The organism is Cognatishimia sp. WU-CL00825, assembly GCF_040364665.1.
Classification (GTDB): domain Bacteria; phylum Pseudomonadota; class Alphaproteobacteria; order Rhodobacterales; family Rhodobacteraceae; genus Cognatishimia.
In genome coordinates this window covers 516,216-531,647 of the sequence record NZ_BAABWX010000001.1, presented here as the reverse complement: position 1 = coordinate 531,647, position 15,432 = coordinate 516,216, and the positions used below count along the sequence as shown (strand labels likewise).

At 52.0% G+C, this 15,432-nt stretch carries 14 protein-coding genes; 1 reads left to right on the top strand and 13 read right to left on the bottom strand.

What is annotated here, in order from left to right:
- Positions 1 to 120: 120 nt before the first annotated feature.
- The 9 genes from ftsA to ftsW all read right to left on the bottom strand — a co-directional run bounded on the left by ftsA (position 121) and on the right by ftsW (position 8,548).
- Positions 121 to 1,455, bottom strand: a complete 1,335-nt coding sequence (gene ftsA, locus ABXG94_RS02585) for a cell division protein FtsA (RefSeq protein WP_353532122.1) — start codon at positions 1,453 to 1,455, stop codon at positions 121 to 123.
- On the bottom strand, positions 1,452 to 2,324 hold the full coding sequence (locus ABXG94_RS02580; RefSeq protein ID WP_353532121.1) for a cell division protein FtsQ/DivIB: 873 nt from the start codon (positions 2,322 to 2,324) through the stop codon (positions 1,452 to 1,454). Before ABXG94_RS02580 ends, ftsA begins: the two co-directional genes overlap by 4 nt.
- A complete protein-coding gene (locus ABXG94_RS02575; protein ID WP_353532120.1) occupies positions 2,312 to 3,226 on the bottom strand; it encodes a D-alanine--D-alanine ligase in 915 nt (304 codons plus the stop codon). The genes ABXG94_RS02580 and ABXG94_RS02575 overlap by 13 nt, the downstream gene beginning before the upstream one ends.
- A gap of 143 nt (positions 3,227 to 3,369) precedes the next feature.
- A complete protein-coding gene (murB, locus tag ABXG94_RS02570; RefSeq protein ID WP_353532118.1) occupies positions 3,370 to 4,293 on the bottom strand; it encodes a UDP-N-acetylmuramate dehydrogenase in 924 nt (307 codons plus the stop codon).
- A gap of 6 nt (positions 4,294 to 4,299) precedes the next feature.
- Positions 4,300 to 4,671 (bottom strand): hypothetical protein, encoded by a 372-nt coding sequence (locus ABXG94_RS02565; RefSeq protein WP_353534045.1) that lies wholly within the window; start codon positions 4,669 to 4,671, stop codon positions 4,300 to 4,302.
- Positions 4,608 to 4,799, bottom strand: coding sequence for a DUF2484 family protein (locus tag ABXG94_RS02560; protein WP_353533982.1), 192 nt, complete (start codon positions 4,797 to 4,799; stop codon positions 4,608 to 4,610). Before ABXG94_RS02560 ends, ABXG94_RS02565 begins: the two co-directional genes overlap by 64 nt.
- Before the next feature lie 89 nt (positions 4,800 to 4,888).
- Positions 4,889 to 6,286 (bottom strand): UDP-N-acetylmuramate--L-alanine ligase, encoded by a 1,398-nt coding sequence (gene murC / locus ABXG94_RS02555; protein ID WP_353532117.1) that lies wholly within the window; start codon positions 6,284 to 6,286, stop codon positions 4,889 to 4,891.
- A 10-nt stretch (positions 6,287 to 6,296) separates the two neighbouring features.
- Entirely contained in the window at positions 6,297 to 7,385 is a 1,089-nt protein-coding gene (locus ABXG94_RS02550; protein ID WP_353532116.1) for a UDP-N-acetylglucosamine--N-acetylmuramyl-(pentapeptide) pyrophosphoryl-undecaprenol N-acetylglucosamine transferase, read from the bottom strand.
- Complete coding sequence (gene ftsW, locus ABXG94_RS02545) at positions 7,382 to 8,548, bottom strand: putative lipid II flippase FtsW (RefSeq protein ID WP_353532115.1); 1,167 nt, start codon at positions 8,546 to 8,548, stop codon at positions 7,382 to 7,384. The genes ABXG94_RS02550 and ftsW overlap by 4 nt, the downstream gene beginning before the upstream one ends.
- A gap of 145 nt (positions 8,549 to 8,693) precedes the next feature.
- Between ftsW and ABXG94_RS02540 the strand changes: the two genes are divergently transcribed.
- A complete protein-coding gene (locus ABXG94_RS02540) occupies positions 8,694 to 9,890 on the top strand; it encodes a BaiN/RdsA family NAD(P)/FAD-dependent oxidoreductase (protein ID WP_353532113.1) in 1,197 nt (398 codons plus the stop codon).
- Between the two features lie 3 nt (positions 9,891 to 9,893).
- On the opposite strand, the gene murD is transcribed toward ABXG94_RS02540, so the two are convergent.
- The 4 genes from murD to ABXG94_RS02520 form a co-directional block, all read right to left on the bottom strand.
- Positions 9,894 to 11,315 (bottom strand): UDP-N-acetylmuramoyl-L-alanine--D-glutamate ligase, encoded by a 1,422-nt coding sequence (murD, locus tag ABXG94_RS02535; RefSeq protein ID WP_353532111.1) that lies wholly within the window; start codon positions 11,313 to 11,315, stop codon positions 9,894 to 9,896.
- A gap of 106 nt (positions 11,316 to 11,421) precedes the next feature.
- Positions 11,422 to 12,504: a phospho-N-acetylmuramoyl-pentapeptide-transferase gene (gene mraY, locus ABXG94_RS02530; RefSeq protein WP_353532110.1), complete on the bottom strand. Its 1,083-nt coding sequence runs from the start codon at positions 12,502 to 12,504 to the stop codon at positions 11,422 to 11,424.
- On the bottom strand, positions 12,504 to 13,949 hold the full coding sequence (locus ABXG94_RS02525) for a UDP-N-acetylmuramoyl-tripeptide--D-alanyl-D-alanine ligase (RefSeq protein ID WP_353532109.1): 1,446 nt from the start codon (positions 13,947 to 13,949) through the stop codon (positions 12,504 to 12,506). The genes mraY and ABXG94_RS02525 overlap by 1 nt, the downstream gene beginning before the upstream one ends.
- The gene (locus tag ABXG94_RS02520) at positions 13,946 to 15,427 is read right to left on the bottom strand and encodes a UDP-N-acetylmuramoyl-L-alanyl-D-glutamate--2,6-diaminopimelate ligase (protein WP_353532108.1); all 1,482 of its coding nucleotides are present in this window, start codon (positions 15,425 to 15,427) and stop codon (positions 13,946 to 13,948) included. Before ABXG94_RS02520 ends, ABXG94_RS02525 begins: the two co-directional genes overlap by 4 nt.
- Positions 15,428 to 15,432: the final 5 nt, after the last annotated feature.

The following is a 15,432-nucleotide window of genomic DNA, read 5'->3' as shown; positions in this document are numbered from 1 at the left end:
CTGCTCGGCCTGCCATACAGCGATTTTTTCGCTTTTCTCATTTATATATCATTCCAGATGTGCTGTCGACGCTCCAGCCATCTAAAAAATTGCAGTTTTTACTGCACCAAAAAAGACAATTTACCAGTTCGCTTTAAACCACCTGACGGCCTTGCGAAAAGTACGAGATCCTTGTCGTTCAGCAGGTAAATCAAAATCCCAGCATTCATCTTGCGGGCGAGTTGCAAACAGGCACATGCCAACAGCGGCACTAAAGCCCGGACCCGTGGTGGCTTGTGGTAGACCATGCACACGCATGGGGCGCCCCAACCGAACTTGCTGCCCTAAAATACGGCTTGCCAAGGTGTCTAGGCCCGGAATTTGGCTTGCGGCTCCGGTCAAAACAATCTTTTGACTAGGCAAATGTTCAAATCCTGCCGCATCCAATCGGGCTCTGGTTTCTTCCAAAATCTCTTCGACCCGCGGTCGAATTATTCCGATCAACTCCGCACGGCTGACGGCACGACGATCGTGCTCCCAATCGCCCGTATCGCCGCCTATTTCGATCATGTCTCGGTCGTCGATACCGGTGGCATGAACACCGCCATAAAATGTCTTGATACGTTCCGCCGTAGCAGCTGGCACTTGCAGGCCCATCGAAATATCACTTGTAACATGATCGCCACCCATGCGGACTGAATCCGCATAGATCATGTGTTTGCGCATAAAAATTGAGAGGCTAGTTGAACCGCCCCCCATGTCAATACAAGCCGCGCCAAGCTCTTGTTCGTCTTCTACTAACGCAGACAGACCTGACACATAGGCAGAATTGGCAATCCCAGCCAGCTCAAGATCACAGCGTTTGACACAATGGGCGACATTGGCAACCACTGACGCATCCACTGTCAGCATATGCATATCACAAGTCAGCTCTTGCCCCATCTGTCCACGCGGATCGCCCAAACCAGAGCGATGATCCAATGAAAAGTTTACCGGATGCGCGTGCAGAACTTCGCGTCCATCACCATAATCAGGCACATCACAATGCGCCAAAACCCGCGCCACGTCTTGCTCGGAAACCACGTTGTCTTCCAGATCCACGCGCCCATCCAAACCATAGGACCGCGGCTCGGCCCCTGCAAAACAAGCAATCACATGATCTACGCGAATTTGCGCCATCTTTTGAGCGGCCTGAACGGCAGTACGAATGGCCCGTTCGGTCTCTTGCATCGCGGAGATTTCGCCAAACCTGACGCCGCGCGAGCGTGTAGAAGCCGCCCCGATCACCCGAAAACTCGACTGTCCTGCAAGTGATCCAATGCCTTCTGCTTCGGCCAGATGCTCTCCCCCGTCAAAGCGTAGCACAAGGCAGGCGATTTTTGAGGTGCCAACGTCAAGCACAGCAACAACACCACGTTGCATTGCTGCTTTGCGCATCGCGCGCATCGCACGCTGAGATTGATACAGCTCAATCATTCTTCTTTTCCCACTCGGATTTCTCGGATTTGCCACCAGGACTGCACCGAACGTTCTGCTATTCTTATCGTTGGCCTATCGCCGATCCGCATATCTACAACCTGCAGATCGCGTTCAAGCATTTCCTGCACCTGGCTTAGTGCGACAACCCGCTCTAATGCGGAAACTGAACCTATTTCTGGTAACAGAATGCGTTGATCACGATCCAAAACTACATCCCACCTGCGATCCCCTACGCGCACAAGACCACGGACACGCGTGGACAATGGCCCCGCAGCTTGGATCAGGTTCAAGGCTTCGGTTGTTTGTTTTTCAGCCCCCTGGCCCGCGATCACCGGCAAGTTTTCATGCGCATAGCGACCATTGGCTTCGGCAACCACAAAACCTTCGGCATCCACAAGGTGCAATCCGTCTCGCAGACGCCACAACAGAACGGGGGTACGCTCGACAATATTAACCTGCAAAACGCCACCAGGTCGCACACGAAGCGATGCAGATTTTACCGGTGAAAGACCTGCAATGGTCTCCTTCATTGCGTTTAGATCCAGATCAAAACTACTCATGGGGAAGTCTATCGGCAAAATTTCCCGAATATCTTCACTGACACCGATGCTGGCACCATCAATCGCCATAGCCTGAACCATGAATTCCGGGCGTTCGACAATGCTGGTGCGCACATCGTCGATCACCATGTTAATGTTGTCCCGGCGGTCTTGGTCAGAAAACCAAACACCTGCTGCGAGTGCCGCTACTGAAAAGGGCATCACAACACGCAGGCCAAATCGAAACAAGGGGGTCAGCATCATTCGTTGATAACGATATGAAAGGCGAGATGGGGCGGGATCTATGCGAGAGTTCACCGGTTGCATGACGCATCCTCAACCAACCACTTACAAAGTTCGATAAAGGAAATATCACACGCTTGCGCCTGTTCTGGGCTTAGCGATGTTGGCGTCATGCCAGGTTGGGTATTGGTTTCCAATAGCACCAATCCTGCAAGACCTTTGGTGTCGTCCCACCGAAAATCAGTGCGGCTTAAGCCACGACAGCCCAAAACACGATGCGCCTTGAGCGCATAGTCAAGACAAGCCGAAAAAATCTCTTTGGGAATGTCTGCAGGCACAACGTGACGTGACCCGCCGGCCACATATTTGGCGTCATAGTCATACCAGCCATCAGTTATGATATCTGTAACTGACAGAGCACGATCCCCCATGACCGTCGCTGTAAGTTCACGACCGGCCACATAGGTCTCGACCATAAGCTCGTCAGGCAATTCCGGGTCAAGTTTAGGGGGCGCATTTGCCGCTTCGTGTACAATATAAACCCCAACCGATGAGCCTTCGTTATTTGGCTTCACCACATAGGGGGGGGGCATCACATGTGCTGACTGAATTTGTGTTTTGTCAGCGATCACACTGTCAACAACTGGCAGGCCTGCAGACCGATATGCGGCTTTTGAACGCTCTTTATCCATAGCAAGTGACGACGCCAAAACGCCGGAATGCGTATAGGGCAGGCCCAGCCATTCAAGCATGCCCTGCACACAGCCATCTTCACCCCAACGCCCGTGCAAGGCGTTGAATATCACATCAGGTTGAATTTTTTGCAATTCCAGTGCCAGATGATGACCTGCATCAACTTCGACAACTTCAAATCCACCTTCTCTTAAAGCAGCGGCGCATTCACGCCCCGACGACAAAGAGACCTCGCGTTCAGCAGAGGGCCCGCCCATCAGTACCGCCACTTTCGGAGTTGCCCTGCTCGACATACCCGCTCCAGCGCTAAATTCTCAGACCGTTTTCGGCCTTTGTTATTTGCCCATTTGGGCGCTTTTCACGAGATTTGACCGGTTCTCCAGATCTCTCGCATCTTAATTCGCTAAAGCCTCAAAACCTGAGACATTTTTTAGGATCAGTCTTTAAACTCGCCGACCCGTTTGATTTCCCACTCTAGCGTTATTCCACTATTTTCGAAAACCTTTTTTCTGACTTCTTCGCCAAGGTTTTCTAAATCTGCGGCAGTTGCGCCACCGGTGTTGATCATAAAGTTAGAATGCATATCGCTCATCTGTGCACCGCCAACAATTGCACCGCGCAGCCCAGCGTCGTCGATGACCTTCCAAGCTTTCAAATCATGCACATCATCAGAGCGCCCAGTGCTTGAAAAACCCGCTGGGTTTCGAAAAGTACTGCCCGCGCTGCGCTGTTTGGTCGGTTGCGTGGCGTCGCGTTTGGCAAGTTGCGCATCCATACGCGCTCTCAACGCGTCTGGATCACCAAACGGTGCTTCGAATGTCGCTTCAACCAATACCCAACCCTGTGCTAACTGGGATTGGCGGTATTCAAATCTCAGGTCATCTGCTGTCAAAGTGACCAGCTGGCCACTTGGGTTGACGGCTTTTGCGCTGACAAAAACATCTGCAATATAAGAACCATAGCAGCCAGCATTCATGCATACTGCACCACCAATTGCACCGGGAATTGTACGCAAAAATGTAAGATCTACGCCTGCTTCGGCGGCTTTACGAGCAACATGTGCGTCCAGCGCTGCCACACCCGCTGTTACACGGTTGCCTTTGATGTCTATTGTATTAAATCCACGCCCCATTCGTATTACGACGGCTCGTAATCCACCATCGCGAACGATCAGATTGCTGCCAACACCCATGGGAAACACTTCAATATCTTTCGGTAATTCCGCAAGAAAATGCTGCAAATCCGCCAAATCCGCCGGTTGAAACAACCAATCAGCCGGTCCGCCAACGCGCAGCCATGTCAAATCAGCCAAAAGCCGGTTTTGGCTCAGCTTACCGCGCACTTCTGGCAGTTTAGTCATTCTCGCCTATCTCCGTGGCTTATTATGGGTGGCGTCTATTTTGGATATTCGCCAGTTCACGAGATACCCCAACAGCGCTCCAATACCCAATCCAATCAGTGGCGGCAACAGCGCTGCGATCCAAAAGAGAAAGAGCCGGAAACTGCTCCAACCTTCAAGTATTTCAGACCATATAAAAACACCGACATTCATGCTGCCAAATAACGTGACGAGCAGGAAAATCGCGCGCCATGCATTGCGCTGCGTCAGCACAAAACTTGTGATGGCCAGCAAAAGTGCCAATGTCCCGCCAATGATAAGCAGAATTTCAGCGTTCATAAGCCAGACACTCGACGCACCCACCTTACTAAATAGATGACCGGCCAACGCATAACCCACATCGCACCAACCAACAAAATTGCTGCTACATAGGGGCCGTTCTCAAGAAAAACCCAAATCAAAATGGGGACACCAAACGCCATCATGATATAGGCAAATCGCCAATGATTGTCACGGCTTGGAAACATCGCCCTAATGTTGGCCAAAACCATCCAAATCAATGCAGCGATGATAGAATATGACATTAGGAACGGTCTCTCATTGCAAAGTTTGAATTTTAAGCAGTAAGGCGTGCTGGTAAGCCATTTGCCCATGTACTAATTGTACCTGCCCCCAAACAAACGACGATATCCCCGGGTGCTGTTTGCTCACGCACCAAGCGCTCCAGATCATCTTCGTTCACAATCGCGCGGGCATGGCGATGGCCATGCGCTATCAACCCCGCAACCAAATCGTCGCGTTCAGCCCCTTTGATTGGGTCTTCGCCAGCGCCAAAAACTTCGGCAATGGCGACAACGTCTGCCTCGTTAAAGCAGGTGCAAAACTCTTCAAACAAGCTGCTAAGACGTGAATAACGGTGTGGCTGATGTACGGCAATCACCCTGCCCTCGCTGGCTTGGCGCGCGGCCTTTAGTACCGCCGCAATCTCGACTGGGTGGTGACCATAATCATCAATAATCGAAACACCGTTGATTTCACCAACCTTGGTGAACCGGCGATTCACACCGCCAAAGTTGGCCAATGCGTCTCTGATATCATCTGCAGACATGCCCAAATGCCGCGCAATCGCAACTGCGCTAAGCGCGTTAGACACATTGTGATCACCGGGCATTGGCAGGCTACATCCCTCTATGATCTGCCCCTCAGCCTGCAACGCGATATCAAAATGTGCGATGCCCGCAGAATAGGTCAAATTGACAGCGCGCACGTCAGCTTGCGTGTTAAACCCAAATGTCACCACACGTCTGTCGGTTATCTTCCCAACAAGCGCCTGTACTTCCGGATGATCGGTGCAGCAGACCGCCAAGCCATAGAATGGGATGTTTGAGACAAATTCGTGGAACCCTGCGCGCAGAGCGTCAAAATCACCCCAGTGTTCCATATGTTCCGGGTCGATATTTGTAACGATGGCAATGGTTGCAGGCAGTCGATTGAATGTACCATCGCTTTCGTCTGCCTCCACAACCATCCATTCGCCGTCTCCAACGCGTGCGTTGGAATCATAAGCGTGAATAATCCCGCCATTCACAACAGTTGGATCAAAACTGCCGTGATCAAGCAGAGCGGCAACCATTGTTGTGGTTGTGGTTTTTCCATGCGTGCCTGCAACCGCGATATTGGATTTCAGGCGCATTAATTCCGCCAACATTTCAGCCCGGCGCACAACCGGCAAGCCGCGCAAACGCGCCTCATCCAGTTCCGCATTGCCAGGTTTGATAGCAGAAGAGATCACAACAACCTCTGCATTTTCCAAATTTTCGGCGCTTTGCCCAAGAAAAACTGTTGCACCCATCTTTTCCAAGCGGTTGGTGATCTTACTGGATTTCAGATCAGAACCTTGCACAACATAGCCGTGGTTTAGCAAAACCTCGGCAATTCCAGACATGCCAATCCCACCAATTCCAACAAAATGAATCGGTCCGACATCACCCGGAAGTTTGGTTGCAGCGTTCATAGAATTTTCCTTAATTCGCTATTTCTTCAACCAGCGCGACCAATTGTTCGGTGGCATCTGGCCTCGCCACCGACAAAGCGCGGCGCGACATTTGCAAGCCACCATCCGAATCTCCGAGGACCACAGCGATCTGTGCAGACAAACTGTCCACTTCTAGCAATGTTTCTGGAATGACGATCGCAGCACCGGCATCGGCAAGTCCTCGCGCATTGGCACTTTGGTGGTCGCCTGTTGCCGCAGCAAAAGGCACCAGAATCGATGGCCTGCCAATCACCGAAATATCTGCAACAGAGGATGCGCCCGACCGTGAAATAACCAGTTGTGCCTCTGTCATACGTTCCGGGATATCGGTAAAAAAGCTCCGCACATCGGCGTCTACACCTTGATCAACATAGTATTGGCTGACCCGTTCGATATCTTCTTCACGTGCTTGATGGGACACTCGCACATGACGGCGAATTTCAGAGGGCAGCGCATCAATTGCTGGAGGCACAACATCACTTAGAATGCGCGCGCCTTGCGATCCACCAATCACCAGTATCGACATCGGGTAATCGCCCGGTGGAATATATCCTGCACCCGCGCGTTCAAGCACTGAAGCGCGTACCGGATTACCAACATGCACATCATTGGTTCCCTCTGGAACCTGCGTTGGAGAAGTGCCGCAGGCCACATAGTTTACGCGCTTTGCAAACAACGAGTTCACACGGCCAAGTACGCCATTTTGTTCATGGATCATCCGCGGCAAACGCAACAAAAACGCCGCGCCCATTGCAGGAATTGTGGGGTATCCACCAAAGCCTACAACGGCGTTCGGCTTGCTGCGCCGCATTTTCATGGCGGCACCCAGAATGCCAGATAGCACCCGAAATGGCACCATCATTTTGTTCAAAAAGCTGCCCCGCGCAAATGTCGCAGACTGCACTTGTTGGATATCAACTTCACTGGGAAAAGCACCCGTATATCTTGCACCACGGGAATCCGTGCTCAGTTGCACGCGCCACCCTTTGGCTAGCATCGCCTCCGCAAGGGCTTGGGCTGGGAACATATGCCCCCCCGTGCCTCCGGCTGCAATTACCAGCAACGGCTTATCTGTCATCTGTAGTGACCTCGAAGAATGTCGCTAATTTCACCTTGTGGACGGCTGCGCGTGAATGCCAATAGCATCCCTACGGCGATACCGCCTGCAATCAAAGAACTACCGCCATAACTCACAAAGGGCAATGTCATGCCTTTTGCCGGAAGCAAACGTACTGCAACACCCATGTTAATCATCGCCTGAACACCAAACATTGCGGCCAGCCCCGTGCCTGCCAAACGAATAAACGGATCCCGCTCTCGCATCAGTCTTAAAAAAGACCGCCCCACGATAAAAGCGTAAAGCCCCAAGATAAGCAGCACCAGCAACAGGCCATATTCTTCGGCTGCAACTGCAATGATAAAATCTGTATGGGCATCAGGCAAGCTCCACTTCACCTGCCCCTCGCCCACGCCGACACCAAAAAACCCACCTTCGCGAATGGCATTGGTGGCATAACCAAGTTGAGTTGTCGGGTCGACATCTGCGCTTAAAAAGCCGTCAATACGTCGAGCAAAATGTTCTGAACTATTGTAAGCGAACATGCCGCCAATGATCACCAACAACATCATCGCCACCAAAAGTGTCATTGGCGCACCAGCGATGAAATACATCACACCCCAAGCAAATAAAATCAGACAGGCCTGGCCAAAATCAGGCTGCATGACCAACACAAGGGCAATGGAAACCGTCAAGCAAAATGACCAAAGTTTCCCAGGAGGGCCGTTGATTTCTTGATTTGCGGCCATCAGCCAGGCCGCTACCACCACAAATCCGGGTTTCAGAAATTCCGACGGCTGGACCGATGCAAACCCAAGGCTGTACCAACGCACCGCCCCTTTTCCAAAATCTGTACCAAAGAAGGGCAACATCAATAATGCTAAAAACGCTGCCAAGAAGCCCATTACAGCCAGCCTGCGCACCAACTTGGGACTCATCATCGATGTGACGACCATGGCAAATAAGGCAGCTGCCCCAAACACGGACTGACGCAACACATAATAAAAATGCGGAAATCCATTTTTTTCGGCCAAGGGCGGACTGGCCGCCAGGCCCAAAAGCAAGCCGATGCCGAACAGGATCAAGATGCAGGACATCGTCCATTTATCTAGAGTGCGCCACCATTTTGGAAGAATCGGCTCAACATCCCGTACAGGGAGTGCGCCATAAACCATTTCTGTCATCGTAAACCGCCGAAAATCTGCCTCAAATCGCCCGGTTTTCCGGGTCTGTCGTGATTCTAACAGCAGTTGATTCGTTTTGAAAGCTTTGTAACAGCGATCTGTAGATTTGCTTGACCATATGGCCTTGGTCAGGCACAGCGCCCCTATGGATTATAACACCGTAATACTCGGCGCCGGAGCCGCAGGCCTGATGTGTGCAGCACATTGCAAAGGCAAAACGCTGGTGCTGGATCACGCCAAAAACCCAGGTGAAAAAATTCGAATTTCCGGCGGCGGGCGGTGTAATTTCACTAATCTTTATGCCAGCCACGAGAACTTTATTTCACAAAATCCGCACTTCTGCAAAAGCGCTCTCAGCCGATATTCACAGTGGGATTTTCTAGAGCTGATTGCCAAGCACAACATCGCCTATCACGAAAAAACCTTGGGGCAATTGTTTTGTGATAATTCCGCCAAAGACATCATCCAGATGCTTCTGGATGAAATGAAAGAATCTGGCGCGGAACTTTGGACCCAAACCAACATACTGTCTGTGTCTTATTCCAATGATTTCTATACCGTTGAAATCGAGCGAGCGGGAAAGCGGCGGGAAATTCGTTGCACAAACCTGGTTCTGGCCACTGGCGGAAAATCTATCCCCAAAATGGGGGCCACTGGGCTGGCATATGACATAGCACGTCAATTTGGTTTGACACTTACAGATGTCCGGCCCGCCCTTGTGCCATTCACTTTTCCAGAAGGACGCTACAAACCATTGGCCGGCGTTTCGCTCCCGGTGCGCATCGCATCTGGGCAAACCCAATTTGAAGAAGCCATGCTGTTCACCCACCGAGGTCTTTCTGGTCCTGCTGTTTTGCAAATCAGCAGCTATTGGACCGAAGGAGCGCCAATAACAGTGAATCTTTCGCCAACTTCAGACCTCTTTGAAACCCTAAGGCAAAAGCGCATTTCGGACGGTCGTCGCAACCTAAGCACCATAATGGCCCAGATTTTCCCCACAAGACTTGCTGATTATCTGGTGAAGGAATTGGCGCTGCACGGCAATATCGCCGACCAAAGCGATGCTGCATTGTCCAAACTGGCGACACAGCTAACGCAATGGCAACTAACGCCGTCAGGCACCGAGGGATACCGCACAGCAGAAGTAACTCTTGGTGGTATCAGTACCGACAATTTGTCGTCAAAAACCATGCAAGCCAAAAACCAACCCGGCCTTTATGTCATCGGCGAAGCTGTTGACGTAACGGGTTGGCTTGGCGGTTTCAATTTTCAATGGGCCTGGTCATCAGGCTTTGCAGCGGGACAAGCCATTCAACAAGCTTTGCCCAAGTCTGCTGCGTGAAACTTAGATTTCGTTCGGCTCAGACACGCCCAAGGCGTCACGCACCAGTTTGATGAAATGCGTGCCGCGCTTTTCAAAACTGTCGTATTGATCAAAGCTCGCAGCCGCAGGTGCAAGCAAAACGGTCTCTCCGGGTTGGGCATCAGCAACTGCTTTTGAAACAGCGACGTCCATGCTTGTGCAGACTTCACAGGAAATATCTGGCAATTGCATCGAAAACGCTGCTGCTTCTCGACCAATCACATAGGCTTTGACTACGTTGCCCATAGCCCCCTGAAGCCCTTCAAGTCCCCCATCCTTTTGCAACCCACCACAAATCCAGCGGATCTTGCCAAAAGCCGACAGGGCTTTGGCTGCGGCGTCAACATTGGTGGCCTTGCTGTCGTTTACAAAGGTGACATCACCACTTTCGGCGACAATCTGGCTGCGGTGCGGTAAGCCTGCAAAGCTTTCAAAGGCTTTTTCAATCACGCGTGGTGCAAGCCCCAAAGTCCGACACACGGCATAAGCTGCACAGGCGTTTTGATGATTGTGCGCTCCGGGCAACCCTTTGATCTTGCGCAAATCAATAGCCCCCACTTGGCGTCCTTTGCGATACTCTGACAGAAAGCCCTTTTTCGCAAAAACATTCCAACCGTTCCCGGCAAGTTTCTGGTCAACCGAAATCTGAATAACCCGATCATCGGCACGACCCTCAGACATTTGCCCCGCAAGGAACAAGCCTTCGATCTCATCGACACCAATAACTGCGCGATCAGGGCCACCTTCTGCAAAAAGTCGGCGTTTGGCAGCGAAATACCCGCCCATTCCCGCATGCCTATCAAGGTGATCTGGGGACAAGTTGGTAAAAACAGCTATGTCAGGCGTCAGAGCACGCGCCAATTCTGTTTGATAGCTGCTCAGCTCCAACACAATAACTTCTCCATCTTGCGCTGGATCGATATCCAACACACCGCGCCCGATATTGCCCGCCAATTGGGTGCTGCGTCCCACATGCTCAAGCACATGATGGATCAGGGCCGAAGTCGTTGATTTTCCATTTGAGCCGGTAATCGCAACAATTTTAGGTGTAACAACAAAGTTGTCCCATTCTTGCGTCGCAAAACTGCGAAAAAACAGGCCAATATCGTTGTCGATCGTGACGCCAGCGCGCAGTGCTTTCTCGATGATCTTGTTTGGTGTTGGATAGAGATGCGGAATACCTGGCGAAACAATCAAACAGGCCAGGTCCTGAAACGCTCCATCACGAGCAAGATCCGCAACGACAAAGCCATCCTGTTCGGCCAATTGTCGGGCCTGCGCGTTGTCATCCCAACAGATCGCAGTGGCCCCGCCAGCCTGCAATGCGCGTGCAGTGGCCATGCCCGATCTGCCCAACCCAAGCACACCAACGTTAGAACCCGCAAAACCCTGCACTGATATCATATATGAGCCCTCAATATGCTGCGTCACGAAGCTTGTATTTAGCAAAGCGAAAGCCAGCGCATCTTAGCGGCACGCTGGCATAGAGAAAGAAAAAACTTATGGCCGCTTAACGCACCTTCAAGGTTGCCAGACCAATCATCGCCAGTATGAGCGAAATGATCCAAAAACGGATGACAATCTGCGGTTCTGCCCACCCCTTTTTCTCATAGTGGTGATGGATCGGGGCCATCAGAAATACGCGTTTGCCTGTGCGTTTAAAGTATAGAACCTGAATAATGACGGAAAGCGCTTCCACAACAAACAGCCCTCCGACGATGCCCAATACCAGCTCGTGCTTTGTGGCCACCGCGATTGCCCCAAGCGCACCACCAAGGGCCAAAGACCCGGTATCGCCCATAAACACGGCCGCAGGTGGGGCGTTATACCAAAGAAAACCAAGCCCCCCGCCGATCAAACCCGCTGTAAATATCAAGATTTCACCGGTTCCCGGCACATAGTGAACATCCAAGTATTCTGTGAAATCCACGCGTCCAACCGCATAGGCAATGATGCCAAGGGTGCCTGCTGCTATCATCACGGGCATAATGGCCAGACCGTCCAGTCCATCGGTCAAATTCACGGCATTGGCCGCCCCCACCACAACAAACATTGAGAAAGGGATAAACAGCAGCCCAAAATTAAGCAGGAGATCTTTGAAAATTGGCAAAGCCACTCTGAATTGCAAAGCCTCGGGATGCAATTGTGTTGCCCAATATCCGGCAATACCTGCAATCAAGAACCCAAGCAAAAGGCGCACGCGTCCCGAAACACCATTGGTATTTTGCTTGCTGACCTTTGCATAATCATCTGCAAACCCAATCAGCCCGTATGCCATGGTGACAAACAAAACCAACCAAACAAAACCATTGTCCAGCCGTGCCCACAAAAGCGTGGATGTCAGCAGTGCCCCAACGATCAACAAGCCCCCCATCGTGGGGGTCCCCGCCTTAGAAAAGTGTCCTTCGGGCCCGTCTTCGCGAATGGGTTGGCCTTTGCCCTGCTTGCGACGCAAAACATTGATCAGCGGACGCCCAAAAATAAACCCAAATATCAGGGCCGTCATAAAGGCTCCACCAGCGCGGAAAGTGATATAGCGAAATAAATTGAATACATCGCCGCCATCAGAAAGCGCTGTTAACCAATATAACATTAATAAGTCCCTTCGCGTTTTGTGGAGGCGGGATGACCCAATTTTCGTATAGCGTCAACCACTCTGCCGACCCCCATGCTCAGCGACCCTTTGGCCAAAACCACGTCGCCCGCATCTAAATCACGCGCAAGCCCATTTATCATTTCTGCTGAGGTCTCGGTCCAACGACCGCGTTTCTCATAAGGCAATGCCTCATAAAGAGATTTCATGAGCGGACCAATACAATGCACCTTATCGACAGATTGAATCGCAGGAAGGTTAGCAACAGCGACGTGGATCGCGACTTCTTGTTCGCCCAGTTCCTTCATGTCGCCAAGATAAGCGATACGCCGCCCAATTTTTACGCGTCCGACGCCATCCTTGGCTTGCGCTGCGCCCAATACCTCTAACGCCGCCCCAAGCGACGCTGGATTCGCATTATATGCGTCATCAATAAGTTCAATTGTCGGGCGATCATCCGCCCGGTCCAAGGCGATAACTTCGCGCTGCCCACGACCAGCCCCAGGAAACCATTGCCCAAGATCCGCAATGGCGATGGCCCGATCCAAACCCAAAACATCGGCAACCGCTAGCACGCCTAGGCCGTTGCTGGCAAAATGTCGGCCTGGTACAGACACTTTAAACAATAGTGTCTCAGCGCCAATTTGCGCCTTTGCGACGGTTGAGGCATCCCCAATCCGCACATCAAGAAGTTGGAAGTCAGCAGAAGTATTTTCGCCAAAGCTCACAATCGTCTTGGCAAATCGGTTTGCGTTTGCATTCAGCAGATCCGAAACTGGCAAGTCGCCTTTGTAAATCGCAGCGCCATTGTCTTCTAATCCATCAAAGATCGATGCTTTTTCCACTGCGATGCCTTCGAGGCTCTCAAAAGCAGCCATATGTGCTGGAGCAACTGTCGTGATCAAAGCCACATGCGGGCGCGTCATCTTTGCCAAAGGCGCGATTTCGCCAGGGTGGTTCATCCCGATTTCAATGACTGCAAATTCAGTGTCTTGTGGCATCCGGGCCAAAGTTAGCGGAACACCCCAGTGGTTATTATAACTTGCCTCGGCGGCGTGGGTTTTTCCCTGCCCGCCTAAAACTTTGCGTAACATTTCTTTGCTTGAAGTCTTGCCGACAGACCCCGTTACGGCAACAACCTTGGCCCGCGTTCGTTTGCGGGCGGCACGGGCCATATCTTCAAGGGCGGCCAGAGCATCGTCAACGATCAACAAGGGGACTGTTTCATCGAGACCGTCGGGGATATGTGTAACTAAGGCAGCTACAGCGCCGTTCTGCAACGCTTGGGCCACAAACTCGTGCCCATCGCGCGCGGCCTTAAGTGCCACAAACAAATCGCCTTTTTTTAAAGTGCGCGTATCGATCGACACACCCGAGCATGCCCAATCAACTGTTGCGCGTCCATTGGTTGCCGCAGCGGCCTCTTGCGAAGACCACAACATCACGCCAACCCTCCGTCCAACGCCAGAACCGCAACGCTTGCTTGTTCGACATCGTCAAAGGGCAAAATGTCGTCCCCTATAATCTGCCCCGTCTCGTGGCCCTTGCCAGCGATCAACAAAGCGTCCCCCGGTCCTAGAGTGTCAACGGCGCGCAGAATTGCCTCGGCGCGATCTGCAACTTCAATAGCCTCAGGTGCACCCTCCAGTACCATTTCGCGGATCGCCGCAGGGTCCTCGGTGCGCGGATTGTCATCGGTGATAAATACAATATCCGCATTTTTGACAGCCGCGGCCCCCATTAATGGTCGCTTGCTTGCGTCTCGGTCCCCGCCAGCCCCTACAATTGCAATCAAGCGCCCCATAACATGTGGCCGCAAAGCCTTTAGCGCTATCGCCACTGCATCCGGCGTATGCGCGTAATCCACAAAAACAGCCGCTCCGTTCATGCGTGTTGCAGCCAGTTGCATCCGACCCCGCACAGTATTGAGTTCCCCGAGAACTTCAAAAACGCGTTCTGCTTCTGCCCCGCATCCAATCGCAAGCCCAGCTGCAAGCAGCACATTTTCGGCCTGAAACCCACCAATCAGACCAAGCCGCGCTTGAAAAGGTTTTCCGCGGTAGGAAAAGCGAATATCCTGACCGGTGGTGTCAAATCGCTGAACCTGCAATTCCAAATCGGCGCTATGACGACCAACGGTGATTACATTTTGACCACGGCCCTTAGCGATGGCGGCAATATCCGTACCTCGCATATCGTCAATATTGACAACAGCGACACCATCTTCGGGCAAGACCCTGGCAAACAACCCGGATTTCGCGTCAAAATAGTCGTCAAAATTCGCGTGATAATCCAAATGGTCCTGGCTGAAATTTGTAAAACCCGCGGCCTTGAGTTGCACGCCGTCTAATCTACGTTGCTCTAAGCCATGCGAACTGGCTTCCATCGCAGCGCACTCCACACCGACATCAGCGGCTAGGGCCAAGACATTATGTAGGGTAATTGGCTCTGGCGTCGTATGTTGTAGCGGGTATTGAAAATCGCCTTCAACGCCCGTCGTTCCCAAATTAATGGCCGCAAGGCCAATCTCTTGCCAAATCATGCGCAAGAAAGTGGCCACCGAAGTTTTACCGTTTGTCCCTGTCACGGCAGCAACAGTATTTGGCTGCTGACCAAACCAAAGCGCAGACGTAAATGCGAGTGTTTGTCGAGGATCCTCACAGATAACCAGAGCCACGTTAGCACCAGCTAATTCAGCTGCCGCAATGCGCGCGCCTTCTGCGTCCGTCACGATCACGGCCGCACCCATGCGCAGCGCATATTGTATAAAGGTGGCCCCGTGAATGCGCGTGCCCGCTAGTGCCGCAAACAAATACCCCTCTTTTACATCCCGACTATCTACCGCAATGCCGGTTACTAGAGGATTTTTGCCCGCCGCTGCAGTTAAACCCAGCTCGGAAAGTCTCTTTGCCTGTGCTGCCATTTGTT

Bases quoted from the DNA above. Each gene is read 5' to 3' on its own strand.
- ABXG94_RS02520 (WP_353532108.1), bottom strand. From the start codon at position 15,427: ATGGCAGCACAGGCAAAGAGACTTTCCGAGCTGGGTTTAACTGCAGCG.
- ABXG94_RS02540 (WP_353532113.1), top strand. From the start codon at position 8,694: ATGGATTATAACACCGTAATACTCGGCGCCGGAGCCGCAGGCCTGATG.
- ABXG94_RS02550 (WP_353532116.1), bottom strand. From the start codon at position 7,385: ATGACAGATAAGCCGTTGCTGGTAATTGCAGCCGGAGGCACGGGGGGG.
- ABXG94_RS02580 (WP_353532121.1), bottom strand. From the start codon at position 2,324: ATGCAACCGGTGAACTCTCGCATAGATCCCGCCCCATCTCGCCTTTCA.
- ftsA (WP_353532122.1), bottom strand. From the start codon at position 1,455: ATGATTGAGCTGTATCAATCTCAGCGTGCGATGCGCGCGATGCGCAAA.
- murB (WP_353532118.1), bottom strand. From the start codon at position 4,293: ATGACTAAACTGCCAGAAGTGCGCGGTAAGCTGAGCCAAAACCGGCTT.
- murD (WP_353532111.1), bottom strand. From the start codon at position 11,315: ATGATATCAGTGCAGGGTTTTGCGGGTTCTAACGTTGGTGTGCTTGGG.
- ftsW (WP_353532115.1), bottom strand. From the start codon at position 8,548: ATGACAGAAATGGTTTATGGCGCACTCCCTGTACGGGATGTTGAGCCG.
- ABXG94_RS02560 (WP_353533982.1), bottom strand. From the start codon at position 4,799: ATGTTTCCAAGCCGTGACAATCATTGGCGATTTGCCTATATCATGATG.
- murC (WP_353532117.1), bottom strand. From the start codon at position 6,286: ATGAACGCTGCAACCAAACTTCCGGGTGATGTCGGACCGATTCATTTT.
- mraY (WP_353532110.1), bottom strand. From the start codon at position 12,504: ATGTTATATTGGTTAACAGCGCTTTCTGATGGCGGCGATGTATTCAAT.
- ABXG94_RS02575 (WP_353532120.1), bottom strand. From the start codon at position 3,226: ATGTCGAGCAGGGCAACTCCGAAAGTGGCGGTACTGATGGGCGGGCCC.